Raw genomic sequence first — 20415 nt, forward strand, 5'->3', positions numbered from 1 at the left:
TCGCTTTTCGAAAACAGAGCGCGCTCTATACGACGAGCTCCGACGCGTCGAGCTTTTGCTTGAACGTTAACGGTGGTCTGTATGGGGAATGGGGCAACGTCTGACAATGGAATTCTTTAATTGGGTGCATGCCGTGCACCTGAAAGTGTTGCCCCTCAACGAAGAGTCCGATATTCGGGTGTGGACGGACCTCAATCCAGATGATGGCTCTGCACTATTGGAATTGCATGCCCCGTTGGTTTATGGGGTAGGAAGCGATAGCAGCCATAGTGTTTCCTACAGTGACCTTTTCGAATCTGTGGTTCGCTTTCACACGGCCGTTTCACCTGATGGATTGTCCCTCAGCATAAAGTCGAGCAAGTTTGAGCTACGGGTCGGGACCGCTCCTGGGGTTCGTTTCGAGTATGAACGAGACAATCGTGTCGCTCCGATTGCCCATATTCATCATTCAGGGGTGGCCGGCTTGTTGAGTCCTGCGTTGATGAAAAATTTTTCCGGAGTGAAGAATCGGCGGAAGAAGGGAAAGATTGAGGACATACATTTTCCTGTAGGCGGCAGACGGTTTCGGGTGTCTTTGGAGGATTACTTTTTCTTCCTTTTCGCGGAGTGCGGTTTTCGATCAAGGCCTGGATGGAAAAGCTATCTCGGCGAAAGTCGGGAGAAGTGGCTCGACGAACAGTTGCGCGGAGCGGTAGCTGATAATCCTGAAAAAGCTGTGAAGGTCTTGCGGCAGATGGGATACGCCGTTGAATGGACAGGCATTGCGCCCAGTCCTGCTCCGTGTGACCATCGGCCGTGGTGAATTCCTACTCGCGGGTCAATTAGACTAGGCCAGGTGAGTACTTTGCGCATTTTTGATACCGCCACCCGCAGCCAACGTGAGTTCGAGCCGGTTCGCCCCGGCCACGCGTCGATCTACTTGTGTGGTGCCACCCCGCAGTCCCAGCCGCACATTGGCCACCTGCGCTCCGGCGTCGCCTTCGACATCCTGCGCCGCTGGCTCATCGCGCAGGGCTATGACGTGGCACTCGTGCGCAACGTGACTGATATCGATGACAAGATCCTCACCAAGGCCGCTGAGAATAATCGCCCCTGGTGGGAATGGGTATCCACCTACGAGCGTGAGTTCACCAAGGCCTACAACACCCTGGGCGTTCTGCCCCCTTCGGTGGAGCCGCGCGCGACGGGCTTTGTCACCCAGATGGTGGAGTACATGCAGCGGCTTATCGACGCCGGCTTCGCCTACGCCGTGCCTAGCGGCACGGCGGGGGGAGAGGACGAATCCGGTTCCGTTTACTTCGACGTCGCGGCGTGGAATGCCACGGAAGGCTCGGACTACGGCTCGCTGTCCGGCAACCGTGTCGAGGAGATGGAACAGGGCGAAACAGACAACGCTGGCAAGCGCAGCCCGCAGGACTTCGCGCTGTGGAAGGCTGCAAAGCCGGGGGAGCCGTCCTGGCCCACCCCTTGGGGTCGTGGCCGTCCGGGCTGGCACCTGGAGTGCTCTGCCATGTCCACTTACTACTTGGGCAGCGAGTTCGATATCCACTGCGGCGGCTTGGACCTGCAGTTCCCGCACCACGAAAATGAGATCGCGCAGTCCCATGCGGCGGGGGATAAGTTCGCCAACTACTGGATGCACAACCACTGGGTCACCATGGCCGGTGAGAAGATGTCGAAGTCCTTGGGCAACGTGCTCTCCATCGCCAACATGCTGGAGATCGTCCGCCCAGTCGAACTGCGCTACTACCTGGGCTCTGCGCATTACCGTTCGGTCCTCGAATACTCCGAGGCAGCGCTGACCGAAGCTGCGGCCGGCTACCGCCGCATCGAGGACTTCGTGGGCAAGTTCGAGGGCATCGAGAAGGGGGAGTGGACCCCGGCCTTCGAGGAAGCGATGAATGATGACATCGCTGTGCCGAAGGCGCTGGCAGAAATCCACACCACCGTTCGCGCGGGCAATAAGGCGCTCAGTGAAGGCAACCGTGCAGAGGCCGAGCGCCTCGCGGGGGCCGTGCGCGCCATGGCCGCGGTTCTTGGCTTTGATCCACTCGATGAACAGTGGAAAGATAGTGGCGAAGAAAGCGGCGCTGATGCGGCACTGGACGTCCTCGTCCGAGCTGAGTTGGAGCGTCGCACCACCGCCCGCGCAGAAAAGGATTGGGCTACTGCGGACGCCGTGCGCGACCGCCTTGCAGCCGCGGGTATTACCATCACCGACACCGCCGACGGCCCCACCTGGTCCTTGGCGGATTAACGTCCTTGGCAAAGGCCAAGGACAGCACAGAAGCCGAGGACAACAAAGGAGAAGAATTATGGCACGTACCCATGGCCGCGGCGGCGCAGGTATCCGCAAGACGAATAAGAAGGGTGCCACGAAGGGCTCTGGTGGCCAGCGCCGCAAGGGCCTAGCTGGCAAGGGTCCCACGCCTAAGGCAGAGGACCGCGTCTACCACGCCAAGCACAAGGCGAAACTGGAGCGCGAGCGCCGCAATTCGGGCCGCCACCAGAAGGAGACCGCGGAGATGGTCGTTGGCCGCAACCCGGTCATCGAGTGCCTGCACGCCAAGGTGCCTGCTACCTCCCTTTACATCGTGCAGGGCACGCGTAATGACGCTCGCCTTTCCGAGGCGGTAGCCATGTGCAATACCCGCAACATCCCGATTCTTGAGGTCCAGCGCCACGAGATGGACCGCATGACCGGCAACGGTATGCACCAGGGCATTGGCCTGCAGATCCCGCCGTACAAGTATGCCGACGTCCATGACCTGATGGATCGGGCACGCGATGCTCAGGAACCGGGCATGTTCGTCATCCTCGATAACATCACCGACCCCCGCAACCTCGGCGCGGTCATCCGCTCCGTTGCCGCTTTTGGCGGCCATGGCGTCATCATTCCGGAGCGTCGCTCGGCCTCCGTTACCGCGGTGACCTGGCGTACCTCGGCAGGCACTGCCGCGCGCCTGCCAGTAGCTCGCGTGACCAACGTGACCCGCACGGTTCAGGAGTTCCAGAAGGCTGGCTACCAGGTCGTCGGCCTCGATGCGGGAGGCGAGCACACGCTCGACACCTACAACGGCGGCACTGACCCCGTCGTCATCGTCATCGGCTCTGAGGGCAAGGGCATCTCGCGCCTCGTCCGCGAGAACTGCGATGCCATCATGTCCATCCCCATGACCGACTGGGTTGAATCCCTCAACGCCTCCGTGGCGGCAGGTGCGGTCCTTTCGGAGTTCGCCCGCCAGCGCCGCGCGGCCCAGAAGTAGGCTCACGCTTTCGCCGCCATGTTCCTCACGAGTGTGCGTCCCGCCCCGGAGCTTATTGGGGAGGGACTGCCCGGCGTGCCGGAACACATGCGCCGCCTGGGCGTGCTCATCGCAGCGCTGCCCGGCGGCGCCTTGCGTTTGCCTACGCCCGTGACCGTCGTCGTGGGGGATAACGGCGCCGGAAAATCCACGCTGCTCGAGGCCATCGCCGTGGGGCTTGGCGTCAATCCCGAGGGCGGCTCGCGCCACGCCCGGTTTGCCACCGGCGACGAGGACTATCCCGAGTGGCTCATCTGCTCGCGGGCGCACAACCCGCGCGACGTGTACTTCTTGCGCGGCGAGACCTTCCTCAACTTGAGCGAGTATCACCACCAGATCCACAGCCCGGAGAATCCCGATCCGCTCAGTGACCTGCCGTTTCTCAGCCACGGCCAGGGTCTGCTCGCCCTCGTCGAGAGACGCTTCCATTCTGACGGAATGATCATTCTCGACGAGCCGGAAGACGGCTTGTCCTATCCCCGGCAGGTCGAGGTTGTCACGCAGCTCGAGCGCCTCGCCGCCCAGGGCGCGCAGGTCATCCTCGCGACGCACTCGCCAGTCTTCCTCAGCATGCAAGGCGCGACCGTCTACGCGTTCGGCGACAAGGGGATTGCGCCCGTCGCTCCCGAAGCGACGGAAGCTGTCCACGCCGCGCGCGAGTTCCTTGCCGATCCATTGGGGACCGCCGCGTTTCTTATTGGGGAGGGCGAATGAGAGACTTCTATGTCGACGCCTATGCCGCGCTGGACGGCGGCCACGGACCTGAGTGGGTGTCCTCCGTTCCTGGTTTCGTGGCGCTGCGACGCCAAGGACTGGACCTGCGTGCGCCGGTGACCGTGCTGACCGGGGACAACGGGGTAGGAAAGTCGACGCTCGCCGAGGGCATTGCCTTCGAGTACGGCTTTCCTGAGCGCGGTGGGATATGGGGTGTGCAGCGCTCCGCCGGTCCCATCAATCCCCTCCGGAGGTGGGCGAGCCTGCGGCTAGGTACCGCGCCCAAGGACGGCTACTTCCTGCGAGCGGAGGCGCACTACAACGTTGGTTCGACCGCGATGTCGCATGGCGAGTCCGTCATGGACGTCGTGCAGCGTTCCTTTGATGGGCGCGGGCTCTACATCCTCGACGAGCCGGAATCTGGGCTTTCGCTCGTGCGGCAGATGACGCTCATGGCGGAAATCCATCGCGCCGCGGAGGCGGGTGCGCAGTTCATCGTGGTGACGCACTCGCCGATTGTGGCAGCCATCCCCGGTGCGCGGATTGTTGAAATTACAGAAGATGGGTTCTTCCTTGAGCTGCGCGACGTGACACAGACGCTGGCGTTTCAGTCGTTGCGTGAGTTTCTCTACGCCTCCGGATGCTAGATTCAGGGCCGAGAAAGCTGGATGGCGATCTTTACTTCTTGGTTGCTGGCCAGTACTTCACATCTTGAACATTCAGATTGCGTGCGTGTGCCGAATACAAGGTTCTGGAGGATTGGGGTTCCACGGCTTAGAGACGAGGACGACTCGGTCCTTTGCCTGCCGTTTTCACCTTGTACAGATTCAGCTGCGGGTAACTTGAAGAATCTTCGCCAGCAAACCGTGACATCGAGAGTAGATACATGCACAGACGTGTGCAACATCACGCTGGGACGTAATAATTCTCTAGATAACAACGGGTCGCAAGTGTGATTAGTCAGTACTCGAGAAAAGAAAACCTACGCGATGGAACGCGACCTCTACGCGATCGTCAACGACATTGCCGACCACTACAACAAGGTTCACTGAATGATGAACTGAAGGATCTTTTATCCCTTGTAGGCCTTTCATTGCACCACAGTGTTTCCTGCGAGCATGCTTCGCTCGGTATGAAACAGCGTCTAGGAATCGCCAAAGCACTGGTCGGTAATCCACAATTATTGCTTCTCGACGCTCACCTACGAACGGCCTCGACCCGAGGTTGGGGCTGAGTGGAGTGAGACACGATGGGGCGCACGTGCAGTCTAGAGCCCGAAGAATTCCTCCACGAGCTCGGCAGCGATGAAGGAATCCGTGTTTTTACCCAGGCGTGGGTCCAGCTCGTTGCCCGACGGGATGACGTGGCCCATGCCCTCGACGCTCACGAGCTCGACCGGCGCGCCGGTGGCGTCTGCCGGCTCCCAGCGGTCGACAACGGTGTCGGGGAAAAGGTGGGTGCGCTCTGGGCCGGCGGCATGGTTGAGCTCCGCGAAGCGTGCGGCGTTCTCCTGCGCGCCGGTGACGGCACCGCGGGTGCGCTTCGGGTCAATGCCCGCCGTTCCGCCGTATAGGGGAGCCGTCGCCCGTGCCGTGGACGAACATGACCGGGGTGGGTTGGTACGCCGAGTCCGGATTGGTGGGCGCATGGTTGGCGCCGGCGCCGAGAGTGGAGGCGAAGATGCAGGCGGCATCGGCAAGCCGGGGCTGAAGGCAGCGGATAACCATCTGCCGCGTTGAGGAGAAGACACGCGCTAATCCTCCTGCTCCGCGCGCAGCTCGTCGAGGATGGCGCGCGTGAAGGCGACGTCATCGATGCCCAGCTCGCGCGCGGCGACGGGCAGGGTGGCGCGGGCATCGTTAAAGTGCTGTTCCACGCCGGTGGGGTAGACCGCAAGCATGCCGTGGCGGGTGGCGAGGTCATCGAACGTGCCGTTAGTGAAGCGGCGGATGACGTTCGCGGATTGCAGGGAGCCGTGGAAGAACAGGAGGAGGTCTCTCTGGCGCTCGACGTCATCATTCGGGCGGTACACGAGGTACGTGCGGGTGCGGTCTTGTAATTCGAGGCTACGGCGTTCCAAAGTCACGCATCTAGCCTAATCCTGATGCGCGCAGTGCTCATCGTGCGTCGAGGTGTGGTGTGTCTCGGCGTCGGCGCGATCGGTGGCGGCGCGGAAGTGTTCCTGGGAGGCGCGGCGGGCGGCGACGTCGTCGCGGACGGCCTTGCGGCTGCGAGCCCAGCCGATGCCGCGGCAGACCAGGTAAATAACAAAAGAGATGCTCGTGACGAAGACCGAGACGGGCAGGCCCGGCGCCAGGGAGAGGACCAGGCCGCCCACGGCGGAGACCTCCGCGAAGATGGTGGACCACACCACCGCGCGCAGCGGGGAGGAGGTAATCTGTACCGCCGCTGCGCCCGGGGTGATGAGCAGCGCCATGACGAGCAGGGAACCGACGATTTGTACGGACTGTGCGGCCGTCAGGCCCACGAGGATGGCGAAACACACCGCCAGAGACTTCACCGGCACGCCGGCGGCTTGAGCCATGACGGGATCCGCGGAAGCGAAGAGCAGCGGGCGCCAGAACAGAGCCACCACGGCAACGATGATGGCGGTCGTCGCGGCGAGCAGCCACACCGACGCGGAGGAGACACCGACAATTTGTCCTGTCAGTAGCGTCATCGCGGTTTTGGCGTTGCCGGGGTAGAGGTGCAGGAACAAAACCGAGAGTCCCAGGCCGAAACTCATGACCACGCCGATAGCGCTGTCTTGTTGGCCTTTCAGTCCCAGCACCGCCAGGATGATGGCGGCGACGATGGCGCCAGCAATCGCGCCAAAGCCGATGTTGAGGCCGAAGAGCAAAGCTGCGGCCGCGCCCATGAGCGCGAGCTCAGAGGTGGCGTGCACGGAGAAGGACATTTGGCGCAGGACGATGAGCGAGGTCATCACTCCGGACAGGATTCCGAGCAGGGCGCAGGCGATGAGCGAGGATTGCACGAAGTCAACACCCAGCAGGTACTGGGTATCTTCGATGAACTTAGACAACGATGAGCCTCCCATCGACGTTGAGGACGGTCACGGAGGAGCCATAGAGTTCCGAGAGCACCTCAGAGCGCATGACTTCATCGACCGTGCCGAAGATGTGGCCATTGGGCGCGAGGTAGAGCACCTTGTCCACCACGCCTAGTACCGGGTTGATGCCGTGGGTAACGAAGAGCACGGAGGTGCCGCGCTCGTGGCGCCACGCATTGAGCTTCTCGACGGTCGCCTGCTGCCGCGCCGGGTCCAAGGACAAGAGCGGCTCGTCCGCGAGGATGAGCTCTGGGTCGTTGGCTAGGGCCTGGGCTTGGCGGATGAGCTGTTGCTGCCCGCCCGAGAGCTGGCCCACGCGGCGGTCAGCGATGCCGGTGGCACCGACTTCGGCGAGGAGCTCGTCCACGCGCCCCCGGGCAGGACGTCGGTTGCGCAGCGTGCCATGCGCCAGGGACAGCGACACGAGGTCTCGGGCGCGCAGGGGCAGGTCCTGAGGGAACATCCTTTGCTGCGGGATAAAGCCCACACGGCAGTTGATATCTACGCTGCCCGCGGTGAGCTGGCGGGTACCCAAGATAGTGCCGAGGAGCGTGGATTTGCCCACGCCGTTGGGGCCTAAAACGGCGATGAACTCGCCGCGGTCTACGGCGAGGTTCATGTCCGACCACAGTGGTTCTACTGCGGCATTTTTAAAAGAGATGAGCACTTACACAGCCTCGAGTGCGTTGACGACTTCTTCGTAGTAGTCGAGGAAGTTGGTCTTCTCCGGCGGGGTTTCACCGATTTCGACGACCGGGATGTTCTTGTCCTCGGCGGCGGTGCGAATGCGCTTGGTCATGTCGGTTTCGGTCTGTGGGTTAAAGATGAGCAGGTCGATCTTGTCCTGCTTGATGTCCTCGAGGAAGTGCGCCAGGTCGGCGGCGGTGGGCTCGCCCTCAGCGACGGTGGCCTTGCGGTAGCCCTCCGGGGTGGCGTCGGTGCTGTCGGTGTACTTGAAGATGTAGTCCGCGATGGGCTCGGTCTGCGCGTAGTTGCGCTGCGGGAGCTTCTCGATGCGTGCCTTCAGGCCCTCCACGCGCTCGACCAGGGGATCGGCGGTGGCCTTGGCCTCCGGGTTGGCCTCGTTGACGAGATTGGCTACGTCGGTCGCCACCTTCTCGATGGCAGCGGAGTCGTACCACACGTGCTCGTTGCCATCGATGTTGGTGACTTGCTCGGGGTGCTCGGCGGCGATCTTCTTGGCCTCGTCCATGGTCACGGTCTCACCTTCGTGAGCATGATCATGACCTTCTCCATGGTCATGGTGGTCATGCGCATGCTCGTCATGATCATGCTCATCATGCGCGTGGTCGTGTTCCTCTCCATGCTCATGATCACCATGATCGTGATCGCCATGGTCATGCGCGGTAAGCGGGAGCGCGTGAATGATCTGGTCCTGGTTCTTGACGGCCTGGTAAAGCCAGGCGTCGTAACCGCCGCCACCGGCGATGATGACGTCAGCCTCGTTGGCGCGGGCGATGTCCGCGGCGGTGGGCTCGAAGTGGTGCGGGTCCACGCTGTTACCGCTCACGATGGGGTGAACGTCGATGTTCACGTCGGTCTGCGCGGTGTTGACGACCGCCTGGGCCACATCAGCCCAGATGGAGGTCGAGGCGACGACCTGAATGGTCTCCTTGTCGGAACCGGCATTCGAGCCGCCATCGGCGTTATCGCCGCTGGAAGAACAGGCGGTGAGCGAAGCGGCGCCCAGGGTGGCTGCGAAGAGGAGAGCGGTGGGACGTCGGAAAGCACGGCGTGAGAGGGAAGTGGTCATGTCCCTATTTCTACGTTTAGTGAAAATTGTTGTCAAATGATAATGAGTTGAAAAAGGGTAATGTTGCCGTCATGTCCAAACGCAGCACGACGCTGGCCTCCCTAGCGGCCGAACTTGGGGTTTCGCCCACCACGGTGTCCAACGCGTACAACCGGCCGGACCAGCTGGCGCCTGCCACCCGCGAGCGCATCCTCGCCGCCGCGGCTGAGCGTGGATACACGGGCCCGGATCCCACCGCACGCAGCTTGCGCACGCGCCGCCAAGGTTCACTGGGGGTGCTGCTCACCGAGCACCTGTCCTATGCCTTCGAGGACATGGCCTCGGTGGATTTCCTCGCCGGCATGGCGGAGGCCTCGGCGGGGGCGAGCACGACGTTGACTCTCATCCCTGCCGGGCCGGATACCGCCGGCGCGCCCAACGACGCCCAGGCAGCGCAGCTCGTAGGTTCGGCTGCCGTCGACGGTTTCGTGGTCTATTCCGTGGCGGCGGGAGATGCTTACCTCGACGCCGTGCAGCGCCGTGGCCTGCCGGTGGTGGTGTGTGACCAGCCCACGGATTCGGGCTTGCCCTTCGTGGGCATCGATGACCGCGCCGCGATTGCCCCGGCGGCGCAGGCGCTTGTCGACGCCTCCCATACCCGCATCGGTATCCTTGCCATCCGACTACACCGCGAACGCCTCGACGGCGAAGTGACGGCTGCACAACTGGCCGCGGCGGACATGCACGTGCAGCGCTCACGTGTATTGGGTGCGCTCGATGTTTTTGCAGACGCGGGACTCGATCCTGCAGACATCCCCGTGGTGACGCGACACATCAACGATTCGCGTACGGCTTACGCGGCCGCGGAGGAGCTGCTGACTAAGTACCCGGATCTCACCGCGGTGTTGTGCACGACGGATTCGATGGCGCTCGGGGTTATGGCTTATGCGCGCGATCATGGAATCGCGGTTCCCGAGCAGCTCTCCGTCACCGGCTTCGATGGCATCGCGCCGGCCCTGGCGCTGGGCCTGAGCACCGTCGTGCAGCCGAACAAGGAAAAGGGGGCGGCGGCGGGGCGCATGCTGGCCAGCCTCATCGAGGGGCGCGGCGAGGTGCCGCGCGTGTTGTTGGAGACCACCTTCCGCCCGGGGCGCACCGTGGCGCCGGTCGGGGCTTAAGAGCTGTGCTGCGCGCGAGCGGCGGCGAGTTCTTCGAGGAACTCTGTCACCGCCGCGATATCGGGCACGCGCAGCGCCGCCTGCGTTGCGCCCTCACCAACCTTGACACCGAGGTCCGGCGGCTGATTGAGCGCGGCGAAGCCGTCTTCGTCGGTGGTGTCATCCCCTAAAAAGACCACCGCTGTGGCCCCGACGCGGTGACGAAGCTTGTCAATCCACGTGCCCTTCGTGGCCTGCGTTGCGGAGAACTCGACGACGCACTTGCCCGCAGTCTTGGGGAAACCATCGGCGCTTAAGGCCTCGCCTTCCGCATAAGCAGCAGCGGCGGCGTCCGGGTCTTGCAACTCCAGCGCCCGCAGGTGCAGCACCCGCTGGAAAGGTTTGATCTCCAGCTCCGCGCCGGGGTGGCGGGCGATAATCTCCTTGATTTCCGCTTCCTTCTTGGCCAAGTAGGCTTCCATCTCCGGGGTGAGCGCGGATTCTTCCCACGAGGATTCGGCCCCATGCGAGCCACCAAAAAGCACCGGCTCGCGCAGCGGGCATACTCGCATCAGGCCATCGAGGTGGCGCCCAGAGAGCACTGCCGCGGTGGTGTTAGGTAGTTGCGCCAAGGCAGCGAGAGCATCCAGCGAGCGCTGCTCGGGGCGCACTGCGTAGGCGTTGCGCGCGAAGCCGGCCAAGGTGCCATCGAAGTCGGAAACAACCGCTAAATGTTCGGCGGCGGCGAGAGCATCAATCATGCTCCCCACCCTAGCGCTGAAACTTCGGAGCTATAGCGCGGCCATGCGGATAATCGGTGAATCCACCTTGTCGGTGCGCAGCGTCAACACGAGTTGGTTGTTGGGGTTGAGCGCGAAGTCGAACTCATGGCCTTCGGCGATGAGGTTGCGCATCAGCGAATCAGCCCATTGCATCGAGCCCTCGCAGTCGCCGCTTCGCGGTGGGCTTTCATAGGTGGCTTTCTCCACCCGCATGATATCGCCCTCCCAGATCGTGGAGGTTTTGTCATCCTTGTGGAAGGACACCTCAGCGGTAAACGGTACGCAGCCAGTTGAGCCCACCGCGGTGTGCTCACCGAAGCTCATATGGGGCACGTGTGCAGTATCGGCAGGGAGGGAGGAAGGAGCGTCCGGTGAGGTGTAGAGGTTGATGACCTGCCAATCCTTGCCCACGATGCGGTCATCGCCGCGCGGGGCAGGTTCCTCCTCAGCGGAGCTGCATCCAGCTAGGCCAAGCGCAAGCAGCACAGTACTGAGCACAGCGGTGAGCCGGCGCCGCATCATGCTTCCTCCTGGTTCAGTGCGCCGAGGAAGGACTGCGACCACAGCGCGATATCGTGCTGACACACCTGCTCGTTCATAGCAATCATGCGCTCGCGCATGGTCTCGGGGAATTCCTCCAGTGCTTTGACCGCGGAGAGTAGGGCGCGCTTGATGGATTCGATGTCGAAGGGGTTGCACAGGTTGGCTTGGGTAAGCTCTGCTGCCGCGCCCGCAAACTCGGAGAGCACGAGTGCACCTGTGCCGTCGCCGTGGGAGGCCACGTATTCCTTGGCCACTAGGTTCATGCCGTCCTTAAATGGCGTGACCAGCATGATGTCCGCGAGCCGGTAATAACGCCGCAGGACGTCCTTCGGTACGGAACTGTGCTGGTAATGCACCACCGGCGCGCCGAGGCGCCCAAAGCGGCCATTGATGCGGCCCACGGCCTCCTCCACCTTTGAACGCGTGGCGCGGTAATGGTCGATGCGTTCGCGCGAAGGAGTAGCCAGCTGGACGAAGGTTACCTCGTGTGGGTCCAGCGCACCGGTCTCGAGGAGCTCCTCGAAGGCGGTGAGGCGCTGCAGGATCCCCTTCGTGTAATCCAGGCGGTCCACACCCAAAATGACGTGCTTGGGGTTCCCCAGCTCAGCGCGCAGCTGGGCGACGTCCCCCGCATCGCCACCGTCAGCGAATTCACCCGCCGCAATGGAAATGGGGAAAGCGCCTACCCCGACAGAATGCCCGCTACCGGTCACGATGCGAGCGGTGACCGCGCGGGTGCTGACCTCCCCTTCTACGTCCAGCCCTTGGGTGCGGGCCAGCTCCAAGAAATTGCGGGCGTTGGATTCGAGGTGGAAGCCGATCAGGTTGGCGTCGAGAAGCCCCCGCACCAACTCCTCACGCCACGGCAACTGGCGGAAGAGATCCGGGGAGGGGAAGGGAATGTGCAGGAAGAATCCAATGGTGAGGTCGGGGCGTAGCTGGCGCAGGATGCCGGGGACGAGCTGGAGCTGATAGTCCTGCACCCACACCGTGGCATTCTCTGCGGCGACGGCTGCTACCTCGTTGGCAAAACGCAGGTTGACCTCGCGGTAGGCATCCCACCAGTCGCGGTTGTAGACGGGGGTGACGATGAGGTCGTGGTAGAGCGGCCACAGGGTGGCGTTGGAAAAGCCCTCATAGAAGGCCTCAAAATCCTCCTGTGTCAGGCGCACCGGGTGAAGGAGGACACCGTTATCCGTGGTGAAGGGCTCGGGAGCTTCGTCGGCTACGCCCGGCCATCCCACCCAGCAGCCCTGGTGTTCTTCCAAGACCGGGGAGAGCGCGGTGACGAGGCCGCCGGGGGATGCCTTCCACTCGCGGGTGCCATCGGCGGCGGTCTCGAGGTCCACCGGCAGGCGATTGGCAACGACGACGAAGCTATTGGTGCGCCCGGACATAGCTAGGCCTTCTTTGCGGCCTTTTTAGTTGCCTTCTTCGTGGCCTTCTTAGTTGTCTTCTTGGTGGCTTTCTTCGTGGCCTTCTTAGTCGTCTTCTTCGTGGATTTCTTAGAAGCCTTCTTCGTGGCCTTCTTGCTGCTCTTCTTGGGGGCAGCATCGGCTTGCTCGGCCAGCACCTTGCGGTGGACCAAGCCTTCTGGCTCGACGCCCAGCATCGACATGAGGGTCACGCCGTCGAGGAAATCCTCCGCATAGGTGGCGACAACGCGGCGCGCGGAGCGGGCGGTCTCCTCCTCTACTGCGTGAGTCTGGTCAGCCGCGGGCTGGGTATCTGTGACCTTTGGTGGCACGGAGTCCTCCTGGGATGAAGTATGAAAGCTTTCAGACCGGCTATTCTACGCTATTGCGACTTCGTTGGGGCGCTCGGGTCATCTTTGCCGGGCACCGTGTAGGTGGGGCGCTGCGCCGGAAATTGCGTGGTAACGGGCCACATGTCCGTGATGGCATCGCCCTGCTGGAAGCGCGCCTGCTGTGCGGGCGTCGGTGGTTTGGGCCCATATTGCGGCGGCGGGGCCGGCAGATTGTGGCGCGGGGCGAAGGGAGACAGGGGTACGCGGGGAATGCGGGCGCGCTGCGCCAGGCGGGTGGCGCGCGCGAAGGAGAACGTGCCTAGGCGCTTGAAGGCGGTGTAGGGGCGGAAGTACTGCGGGCGGCGCAGGCGGCGGGCGACTCGCTCGCCGAAGACGACGCCGGCGGCAAGTGCACCGGCGATGGCGAGGGCGCTGGCCAGGTTGGTCAGGCCGGTGATGAGCTGCTCGTTGAGCATGGCGTACATGCCGCGGTACAACGTCAGGCCTGGAAGCATGGGCGTATAGCCCACGATCATAGTGATGAGTGGCGGCATCATGTAGCGACGGGAGAGTAGGCCGCCGGCCAAGCCCACCGCTGCGGCAGAAATGCCCGAGGCAATGACGGCCCCGACGCCCAAGAAGACGACGAGGAAGTAGTAGAACACCATACCGGCGGCGGCCGTGAGACCGGAGATGGTGACCTCGGACCAGGAGGCTCCCAGCGCCAGCGCAAAGGCGGCGGAGCCGATGCCGCCGCACAGTACGAGCAGTGGGATTTGGTGATAGACGGGCGGGGCGAGCGTGGCTAGTGGGGGAAGGCTAAAGCCCAACCACGACGCCACCTGGATACCCAGGCCCACGCCGGCGATGATGGCGCCGGTGGACATGAGAGCCTCAAAGAACTTCGCGGACGAGGTCACGGGTGCGCGGGTGATGCCGTCCACGAGGCACTGTACGAGCGTTAGTCCCGCCACCAGCACGACGATGCCGGAACCGATGATTTGGGAGGGTAGCATCTGGATGCCAAATCGCGCGAAAACGTTGTAGAGGATGGCCGCGGGAATGACGGCAAGCAGGCCGCCGACAAGGTTCTGATAGAACGGCGGCAGCCGGTAGCCGGCGAGGAACATATTCGTGCCCATGATGAGTGCCGAAATGAGGAAGGTGACAACACCGACGAGAAGGTCACCGCCCAGCATCACGGCGATGAATCCACCCATGGCACCCCACGCGCTGACGATGGTGGTCTTGGAATAGGGGTTCTTCATCGCATCGATGTCATCCAAGATCTTCTCCGCCATTGCCGGTGGCGTAGCACCGGAATGGATGGAGCGGATGAGCCTGTCAACGGCGGATAGTTTGGTGAAATCCACGGCGATGCTCGGCGCCACGCGGAAGACGTGGAGGTTGTGCCGATCCGGCCCTGTGCCGATGGCGGTGTGGATAGTGATGGTGTTCATCAGGATCGACACGTGGCAGTAGTGCAGGCCATAGGAGGATGCGACGAGGTGAATCTGTGCCTGCACGTCGGTATTGGCTGAGCCCGCTGCAATCAGGATTTCGCCGACGCGCGCGGCGATCTCCATGACGCCGGTGACCTGGGCCGGATCGGTGAGATCAACAGGGGCGAGCGGGGAGGGCGGCGGTGCGGCCTTAGCGGCGTCGATGGTGGCGACCGGAGCCGACCGGTATAGCAGGCGCTGGCGCAAGGAAGAAAGAACAGACACGGAAAAGAAAGACCTCAACAACACTTCTGGGTTCGGTAAGTCAGCACTTTAGTAACTGCCGCGGATTTATGCACCTGCCAGTGCTTTTCGGGCCCCTGACGGCCGCTTTTTCGCAGTGCAACCACCCTGGCTTTCCGTCCATGGGGTGGGCTCAGGTACGATTCCCCATAGCGGATGAGCCGCGGTGCTGGAGTGGCGCAATTGGTAGCGCAACGCACTTGTAATGCGTAGGTTGCGAGTTCAAGTCTCGTCTCCAGCTCAAAAGGGCCTTTTTCAAGGCCCTTTCTCTCTTTTCGGGCCTATTCGGCGAGGTGGCCCAAGGCGACGTCGATAAGCGCGCGGCGCCTTTGCGGCGGTAGGGGGCGGTCGGTGAGGTGATCGTGGACCCACAGGCCGTCGGCGATGATTGAAGCCAGCACGACGGATTCATCCTCCGAGGCAGGATCGGGGAGCCAGCGCCTGTCGACGTCCCTCCACACCTTCTGGAAGTCCGGATGGGACTGTGAGTGGATGGACATGAGCAATTCAATGAGCGGGTCATTCTTTCCCATGGACTCCAGCGCGGCACGGTAGCGCTGGCGCGGGCTCAGCTGGTCTGCCGTCTTGCCGTCGGAGAGACCGACGAGCTCTTCCTCCCAGGCTTCGCGCGAGTGTGGCAATGCCGTGGCGGTGGGAAGGGTAGATGAGCCCAGACTTACTCATGCCTGTGGCGGTGGCCAGGGAATCGTAGGTCAGCGCGTGAACGCCATCCTCTTCGATGATGGCGAGCGCTTTTTCGAGCGCCTCGACCTTTTTACTAACGCGGGGCATCGGCACCTCCTGAGGTTGGATTGCTGCGGAAGCACCAGCCGGTGACCGCGGCAAAAATGAGCATGACTACGCCGAGCCCAGCGGCGGTGGCTAGGTAGGCGTCGTTATACGCGGCGCCGGCGGCCTCCGCGAGTGCGGGGTTGTGGAGTGCTTCCATGCCTAAGTCCTGGATGTCCTCGGGCAGTCCGCTCTTGTAGAGCATTGGCAGCACTGATCCAGTGACCGCAATCGACAGCAGTGTGCCAAACTCATAGGACACTTCCTCCACACCCGCGGCCATGCCGGAGCGTGACGCAGGAGCGGCACCGATGATGGCAGTGGAGGACACCGACATCACGAACCCCGCGCCGAGGCCAGTGATGAACAGACCAGCCAGGTATGCGGGGAAGACCTCGTGCGTGCCGCCCCACACCACGCCGCCAATGCCCGCTGCCATGGCGAGGAAGCCGCCAGCGATGATGGGCAAGAAACCCCAGCGGTGCAGGTTAGCCCCGCCCAGCGCGGACATCGGCAGCGCCGCAATCGCGATGAGGGAAATGATGAGCCCAGCGTGCAGCGGGGAGTAGAGGTCCACCAACTGCAGCTTCTGCGTGGTGGTCATTTCCAGCCCTGCCATGCCAAACATGGCGCCGGCTGCGGCCAACACGCCGCCGCTGAAGATGGGCGAGCGGAAGATATCGAAGGTGAGAAGCGGCTCCTTCAGTTTGTGCTGGCGGCGAGTGAAGAGGATGGCACCGATGAGACAGGCAGCCAGCGCGCCGCCAATAAGCATGGCGTTGAGATGGGAGCTGGCGACAGACTTGATGACGAGCACCAGCGAAGCCAGCGTGATCAGCGCGTAAAGGGAAGACAAGAAATCCCACTGCTTCGCCGGGTTCGCCACATTAGGCGGGGCGAGGAAGGCGGTGAGGATGAGCGCGATGATGACGATGGGCACGTTGACCAAAAAGACCGATCCCCACCAGAAATGCTCGAGCAAGAAGCCGCCTACCGTGGGGCCCGCCGCCGCGCCGACGACGGCGATGGAGCCCCAAATGCCGATGGCGGTGTTGCGCTCAATCTCATCCTCAAAGGTCAGGCGAATCAGCGCCAGGGTAGCGGGCATCATGATGGACGCACCGAGACCTAGGAAGGCGCGAGCGGCGACGAGCTCCCACGCGCCGGGGGCGAGTGCGGCGGCCAGCGAAGCGATGCCGAAGACCCACAGGCCGATGACGAACATGCGGCGGTGACCGATCTTGTCACCTAACGTGCCGGTGCCTAGGAGGAGGCCGGCGAGCATGAGCGCGTAGGCGTTGATGATCCACAGCTGCTGCAGCGAGGTGGCGTGCAGCTGCTCGGAGAGCTCCGGCAGGGCAGTGTAAAGGATCGAGTTGTCCAAGCCGATCATGAGCAGACCCAAGGAGATGACACTAAAAAAGATCCACCGTCGGGTCGCTGAGGTGCTTAAGGCCTCTGCGGAGGCTTTCGTGTGAACGTCTGTCATGCTGCGAAACTATAGCGAACGGTCGTTACAGTTTCAAAGTCTTGAATGTTGACTTGTTGTTAAAGTCACAAAGTGCGCGTGACGTGAGAAGGCAGCTTTATGGTGGCGAAACACCACCGGGAGGGAGAACACTGGGGTCCGTTAGCGATAAAAGTTAGAGAGGTACAACATGGCACGCAATTACGCCACGCAACTCGTAGAAACCTTGGAAGCCCAGGGAGTTAAGCGCATCTATGGGCTTGTCGGTGATTCCCTCAACCCCATCGTGGACGCGGTGCGGCAGTCCTCCATCGAGTGGGTCCACGTCCGCAACGAAGAGGCCGCGGCATTCGCCGCTGAGGCCGATTCCCTCACCACCGGCAACCTCGCCGTGTGCGCCGCCTCCTGCGGCCCGGGAAATACGCACCTTATTCAGGGGCTTTACGACGCCCACCGCAACGGCGCCAAGGTCCTCGCCCTAGCCAGCCACATTCCTTCCCGCCAGATCGGCTCGACGTTCTTCCAGGAAACCCACCCGGAGGCCATCTTCCAGGAGTGCTCCGGCTACTGCGAGATGGTCAACTCCGCTGAGCAGGGAGGAGTGGTCCTGCACCACGCCATTCAGAGCACCATGGCCGGCAAGGGCGTGTCCGTCCTCGTTATCCCGGGTGATGTCTCCACGCAGGAGGCCGAGGAAGATGCCTTCACCTCCTCCGTGATTTCCTCCGGCCGCCCGGTTGTCTACCCGGACCCGGCAGAGGCCGCCGCGCTGACCCAGGCCATCAATGAGGCCAAGACCGTCACCCTCTTCGTTGGCGCCGGCGTGAAGAATGCGCGCGAGCAGGTCCTCGCACTCGCCGAAAAGATCAAGGCCCCCATCGGCCACGCCCTGGGCGGCAAGATGTACATCCAGTACGACAACCCCTTCGACGTCGGCATGTCCGGCCTGCTCGGCTACGGCGCGGCCCACGAGGCCACCCACGAGGCAGACCTGCTCATCCTGCTGGGTACGGACTTCCCCTACAACGACTTCCTGCCGGATGCCAACGTGGCCCAGGTCGACATCGATGGCTCCCACATCGGCCGCCGCACCCGCATTAAGTACCCGGTCACCGGTGATGTCGGCGCCACGATTGAGAACATCCTGCCGCACGTGGAGGAGAAGAAGGACCGCTCCTTCCTCGACAAGATGCTCAAGAAGCACTACGACAAGCTGAACCACGTCGTTGAGGCCTATACCTCGGGCGTGGAGAAGCACACCCCGATTCACCCGGAGTACATTGCGGACCTCATTGACCAAGAGGCCGATGAGGATGCCATCTTCACCGTCGATACCGGCATGTGCAATGTCTGGGGCGCGCGCTACATCACCCCGAATGGTCAGCGCGAGCAGATCGGTTCCTTCCGCCACGGCACCATGGCCAACGCCCTGCCGATGGCCATCGGTGCGCAGGCAGCGCACCAGGACCGCCAGGTCATCACCTTCTCCGGTGACGGCGGGCTCTCCATGCTCATGGGCGAGCTGCTGACGGTGAAGCTGCACAACCTGCCGGTGAAGATGTTCGTGTTCAACAACTCTTCCCTCGGCATGGTCAAGCTGGAGATGCTGGTCCAGGGCCTGCCGGAGCATGAGACCGACCACGAGCACGTGAACTACGCCAAGATCGCGGAGGGAGCCGGCATCAAGCACTTCCGCATCGAGGATCCGAAGGACGCGCCGCGCCTCATCAAGGAGGCTTTGGCCTACGACGGGCCTGCGCTTATCGACGTCGTCACGGACCCCAACGCCCTCTCCCTGCCGCCGACGCTGACCTTTGAGCAGCTGCTCGGCTTCTCCAAGGCGGCAACCCGCACTGTCTTCGGCGGTGGCGTGGGCCAGATGCTCTCCATGGCGAAGTCCAACCTGCGCAATATCCCGCGCCCGCAGGACTTTTAATGTGTCGGCGTTAAGCGCCGCACATTAAAAGGGACCCACACCCTGCGGTTCCACCCCGCGAAAGCGTTATGCCTTCGCGGGGTCTTTGACTGGGATGAGGACCAGCGCGCCGACGAGCAGGACCAGCCCAATGGCGAGCACGCCTCCCCGGTCTCCCTGCCCGAGCAGGGAAACGAAGACGCCAAAGAGGAAGGGCGTCAACCATGCCACGGCCCGCCCGGTCGTGGCGTAGAGGCCAAACATCTCGCCTTCGCGCCCCGGCGGGGCCACACGCGCCAAGAAACCGCGGGCGGAGGCCTGGGCTGGCCCCACGCACAGGCACAGGATGAGCCCGCAGATCCAGAAAGCCGTCGGGCCTTGCGCGAAAAACATCACACCAGCCATTGCGGTGAGAATTGTCAGGCAGGTGAGAATGATGGCTTTGGGCCCCACGTGGTCGTCGATAAGCCCGCCCGCCACCGCGCCCAGCGCGGCGGCAACGTTGGCGGCAACACCGAAGATGAGGACGTCGCCAGGCGAAAGCCCATAGACGGATACGCCCAGCACGGCGCCGAAGCTAAACACCGCGGACAGGCCATCGCGGAAGATGGCGGAAGCGAAGAGGAAGGCAAAGGCGTTGCGGTCCTCCCGCCACAGCGTGTGCACCGTCCGCCACAGCTCGCGGTAAGACTCCGCCACACCGCCCGTCGATTCACCCGACGGGGCAATCTCCGGAACGCGCAGCAACACGGGGATGGCAGACAGTCCAAACCACGCCGCCGAAAGCAGTGCCACGAGCCGAACATTCCAGCCACCCTCCGTGGACAGCCCCAGTCCGCCGCCCTCGCCGGAGACGAAGCCGAAGTAGCAGATGAGCAGCAGCACGATGCCGCCGAAATAGCCTGCCGACCAGCCCAGGCCGGATACGCGGCCCACCTTGTCCTCGGTGGCCACCTGGTTGAGTTGGGCAAAGTAGTTGACCTCCGCGAATTGGATGGTCACCGAACCTACCGCCAGGCCGATGAGGCCCAGCCAGAAATACGCGGGCGCATCATTGCGGATGAAGAACAGGCTGGCCATGACCAGGAACGTCAGCAGCGACCAGAAGCCCAGCGCGCGACGCCGCGTGCCCAACCGGTCCGAGCGCTGGCCCATCACAGGGGTGACCGCAAAAATCACCAGCCCCGCCACCGTCATGGACCACGACAGCCACTGCGCCGGGGTGAACTGCGAGTCAATCTGCTGTCCCACCGAATCGGTGAGATAGACCGAGAAAATAAACGTCACGAGCACCGCGTTGAAGGCGGCCGAACCCCAGTCCCACAGGGCCCAAGCAGCCACGGTGAGGCGGTCAGTGCGCTTCGAGGCTTGCGTCATGCTTCATTATCGTAGGCAAAAACACCTGCCGAGTGGATGGAGTTGCACTT

General features: G+C 62.9%; 21 protein-coding genes and 1 tRNA gene. 9 read left to right on the forward strand and 13 right to left on the reverse strand.

Annotated features, from left to right (window positions below; all coding sequences use genetic code 11):
* Positions 1 to 106 precede the first annotated feature (106 nt).
* From HWX44_RS03895 to HWX44_RS03920, 6 genes are all read left to right on the forward strand, one after another.
* Positions 107 to 802, forward strand: a complete 696-nt coding sequence (locus HWX44_RS03895; protein WP_158381541.1) for a hypothetical protein — start codon at positions 107 to 109, stop codon at positions 800 to 802.
* 33 nt (positions 803 to 835) lie between these two features.
* Positions 836 to 2257, forward strand: a complete 1422-nt coding sequence (gene cysS, locus HWX44_RS03900; RefSeq protein ID WP_158381542.1) for a cysteine--tRNA ligase — start codon at positions 836 to 838, stop codon at positions 2255 to 2257.
* Positions 2258 to 2315: 58 nt separating this feature from the next.
* On the forward strand, positions 2316 to 3266 hold the full coding sequence (gene rlmB / locus HWX44_RS03905) for a 23S rRNA (guanosine(2251)-2'-O)-methyltransferase RlmB (protein ID WP_175973282.1): 951 nt from the start codon (positions 2316 to 2318) through the stop codon (positions 3264 to 3266).
* Between the two features lie 18 nt (positions 3267 to 3284).
* Positions 3285 to 4019: an AAA family ATPase gene (locus tag HWX44_RS03910; RefSeq protein WP_010188884.1), complete on the forward strand. Its 735-nt coding sequence runs from the start codon at positions 3285 to 3287 to the stop codon at positions 4017 to 4019.
* Entirely contained in the window at positions 4016 to 4666 is a 651-nt protein-coding gene (locus HWX44_RS03915; RefSeq protein WP_010188886.1) for an AAA family ATPase, read from the forward strand. The genes HWX44_RS03910 and HWX44_RS03915 overlap by 4 nt, the downstream gene beginning before the upstream one ends.
* Positions 4667 to 4971: 305 nt before the next feature.
* Positions 4972 to 5253 (forward strand): ATP-binding cassette domain-containing protein, encoded by a 282-nt coding sequence (locus HWX44_RS03920; protein WP_080975062.1) that lies wholly within the window; start codon positions 4972 to 4974, stop codon positions 5251 to 5253.
* Positions 5254 to 5286: 33 nt separating this feature from the next.
* Here HWX44_RS03920 and HWX44_RS13240 read toward each other — a convergent pair whose 3' ends face one another.
* From HWX44_RS13240 to HWX44_RS03940, 5 genes are all read right to left on the reverse strand, one after another.
* Positions 5287 to 5667, reverse strand: a complete 381-nt coding sequence (locus tag HWX44_RS13240; RefSeq protein WP_303049247.1) for a hypothetical protein — start codon at positions 5665 to 5667, stop codon at positions 5287 to 5289.
* A gap of 105 nt (positions 5668 to 5772) precedes the next feature.
* Entirely contained in the window at positions 5773 to 6105 is a 333-nt protein-coding gene (locus HWX44_RS13245) for a hypothetical protein (RefSeq protein WP_254868100.1), read from the reverse strand.
* A gap of 9 nt (positions 6106 to 6114) precedes the next feature.
* Complete coding sequence (locus HWX44_RS03930; RefSeq protein WP_175973284.1) at positions 6115 to 7077, reverse strand: metal ABC transporter permease; 963 nt, start codon at positions 7075 to 7077, stop codon at positions 6115 to 6117.
* Positions 7055 to 7756: a metal ABC transporter ATP-binding protein gene (locus HWX44_RS03935; RefSeq protein ID WP_049154738.1), complete on the reverse strand. Its 702-nt coding sequence runs from the start codon at positions 7754 to 7756 to the stop codon at positions 7055 to 7057. Before HWX44_RS03935 ends, HWX44_RS03930 begins: the two co-directional genes overlap by 23 nt.
* The gene (locus tag HWX44_RS03940) at positions 7757 to 8863 is read right to left on the reverse strand and encodes a metal ABC transporter solute-binding protein, Zn/Mn family (protein WP_175973287.1); all 1107 of its coding nucleotides are present in this window, start codon (positions 8861 to 8863) and stop codon (positions 7757 to 7759) included.
* Between the two features lie 71 nt (positions 8864 to 8934).
* Between HWX44_RS03940 and HWX44_RS03945 the strand changes: the two genes are divergently transcribed.
* Positions 8935 to 10020: a LacI family DNA-binding transcriptional regulator gene (locus HWX44_RS03945; protein ID WP_070511070.1), complete on the forward strand. Its 1086-nt coding sequence runs from the start codon at positions 8935 to 8937 to the stop codon at positions 10018 to 10020.
* Here the strand turns inward: HWX44_RS03945 and otsB are convergent.
* The 5 genes from otsB to thrE are packed head-to-tail and all read right to left on the reverse strand — an operon-like array spanning position 10017 to position 14798.
* On the reverse strand, positions 10017 to 10760 hold the full coding sequence (otsB, locus tag HWX44_RS03950; protein ID WP_070511068.1) for a trehalose-phosphatase: 744 nt from the start codon (positions 10758 to 10760) through the stop codon (positions 10017 to 10019). The genes HWX44_RS03945 and otsB overlap by 4 nt on opposite strands.
* A 30-nt stretch (positions 10761 to 10790) precedes the next feature.
* A complete protein-coding gene (locus HWX44_RS03955; RefSeq protein ID WP_046649275.1) occupies positions 10791 to 11303 on the reverse strand; it encodes a hypothetical protein in 513 nt (170 codons plus the stop codon).
* Complete coding sequence (locus HWX44_RS03960) at positions 11300 to 12721, reverse strand: alpha,alpha-trehalose-phosphate synthase (UDP-forming) (RefSeq protein WP_175973289.1); 1422 nt, start codon at positions 12719 to 12721, stop codon at positions 11300 to 11302. The genes HWX44_RS03955 and HWX44_RS03960 overlap by 4 nt, the downstream gene beginning before the upstream one ends.
* Positions 12722 to 12723: 2 nt before the next feature.
* Positions 12724 to 13071 (reverse strand): hypothetical protein, encoded by a 348-nt coding sequence (locus HWX44_RS03965; protein ID WP_046649277.1) that lies wholly within the window; start codon positions 13069 to 13071, stop codon positions 12724 to 12726.
* A 50-nt stretch (positions 13072 to 13121) separates the two neighbouring features.
* Complete coding sequence (gene thrE / locus HWX44_RS03970; protein WP_046649278.1) at positions 13122 to 14798, reverse strand: threonine/serine exporter ThrE; 1677 nt, start codon at positions 14796 to 14798, stop codon at positions 13122 to 13124.
* A 186-nt stretch (positions 14799 to 14984) separates the two neighbouring features.
* Here thrE and HWX44_RS03975 point away from each other — a divergent pair.
* Positions 14985 to 15057, forward strand: a tRNA-Thr gene (locus HWX44_RS03975).
* Between the two features lie 40 nt (positions 15058 to 15097).
* Here the strand turns inward: HWX44_RS03975 and HWX44_RS03980 are convergent.
* Together HWX44_RS03980 and HWX44_RS03985 are read right to left on the reverse strand one after the other, a co-directional pair.
* Positions 15098 to 15457 (reverse strand): TetR/AcrR family transcriptional regulator, encoded by a 360-nt coding sequence (locus HWX44_RS03980; protein ID WP_254868101.1) that lies wholly within the window; start codon positions 15455 to 15457, stop codon positions 15098 to 15100.
* 137 nt (positions 15458 to 15594) lie between these two features.
* The gene (locus HWX44_RS03985; protein ID WP_049154745.1) at positions 15595 to 17094 is read right to left on the reverse strand and encodes an MFS transporter; all 1500 of its coding nucleotides are present in this window, start codon (positions 17092 to 17094) and stop codon (positions 15595 to 15597) included.
* 169 nt (positions 17095 to 17263) lie between these two features.
* Here HWX44_RS03985 and HWX44_RS03990 point away from each other — a divergent pair, with 169 nt between their 5' ends.
* Positions 17264 to 19009, forward strand: a complete 1746-nt coding sequence (locus HWX44_RS03990) for a pyruvate dehydrogenase (protein ID WP_175973290.1) — start codon at positions 17264 to 17266, stop codon at positions 19007 to 19009.
* Between the two features lie 66 nt (positions 19010 to 19075).
* Here the strand turns inward: HWX44_RS03990 and HWX44_RS03995 are convergent, their stop codons facing one another.
* Complete coding sequence (locus HWX44_RS03995; RefSeq protein WP_175973292.1) at positions 19076 to 20365, reverse strand: MFS transporter; 1290 nt, start codon at positions 20363 to 20365, stop codon at positions 19076 to 19078.
* Between the last annotated feature and the right edge of the window lie 50 nt (positions 20366 to 20415).

It is taken from the genome of Corynebacterium sp. Marseille-Q2823, assembly GCF_903645345.1.
In the GTDB taxonomy this organism is placed as follows: Bacteria; Actinomycetota; Actinomycetes; order Mycobacteriales; family Mycobacteriaceae; genus Corynebacterium; species Corynebacterium hiratae.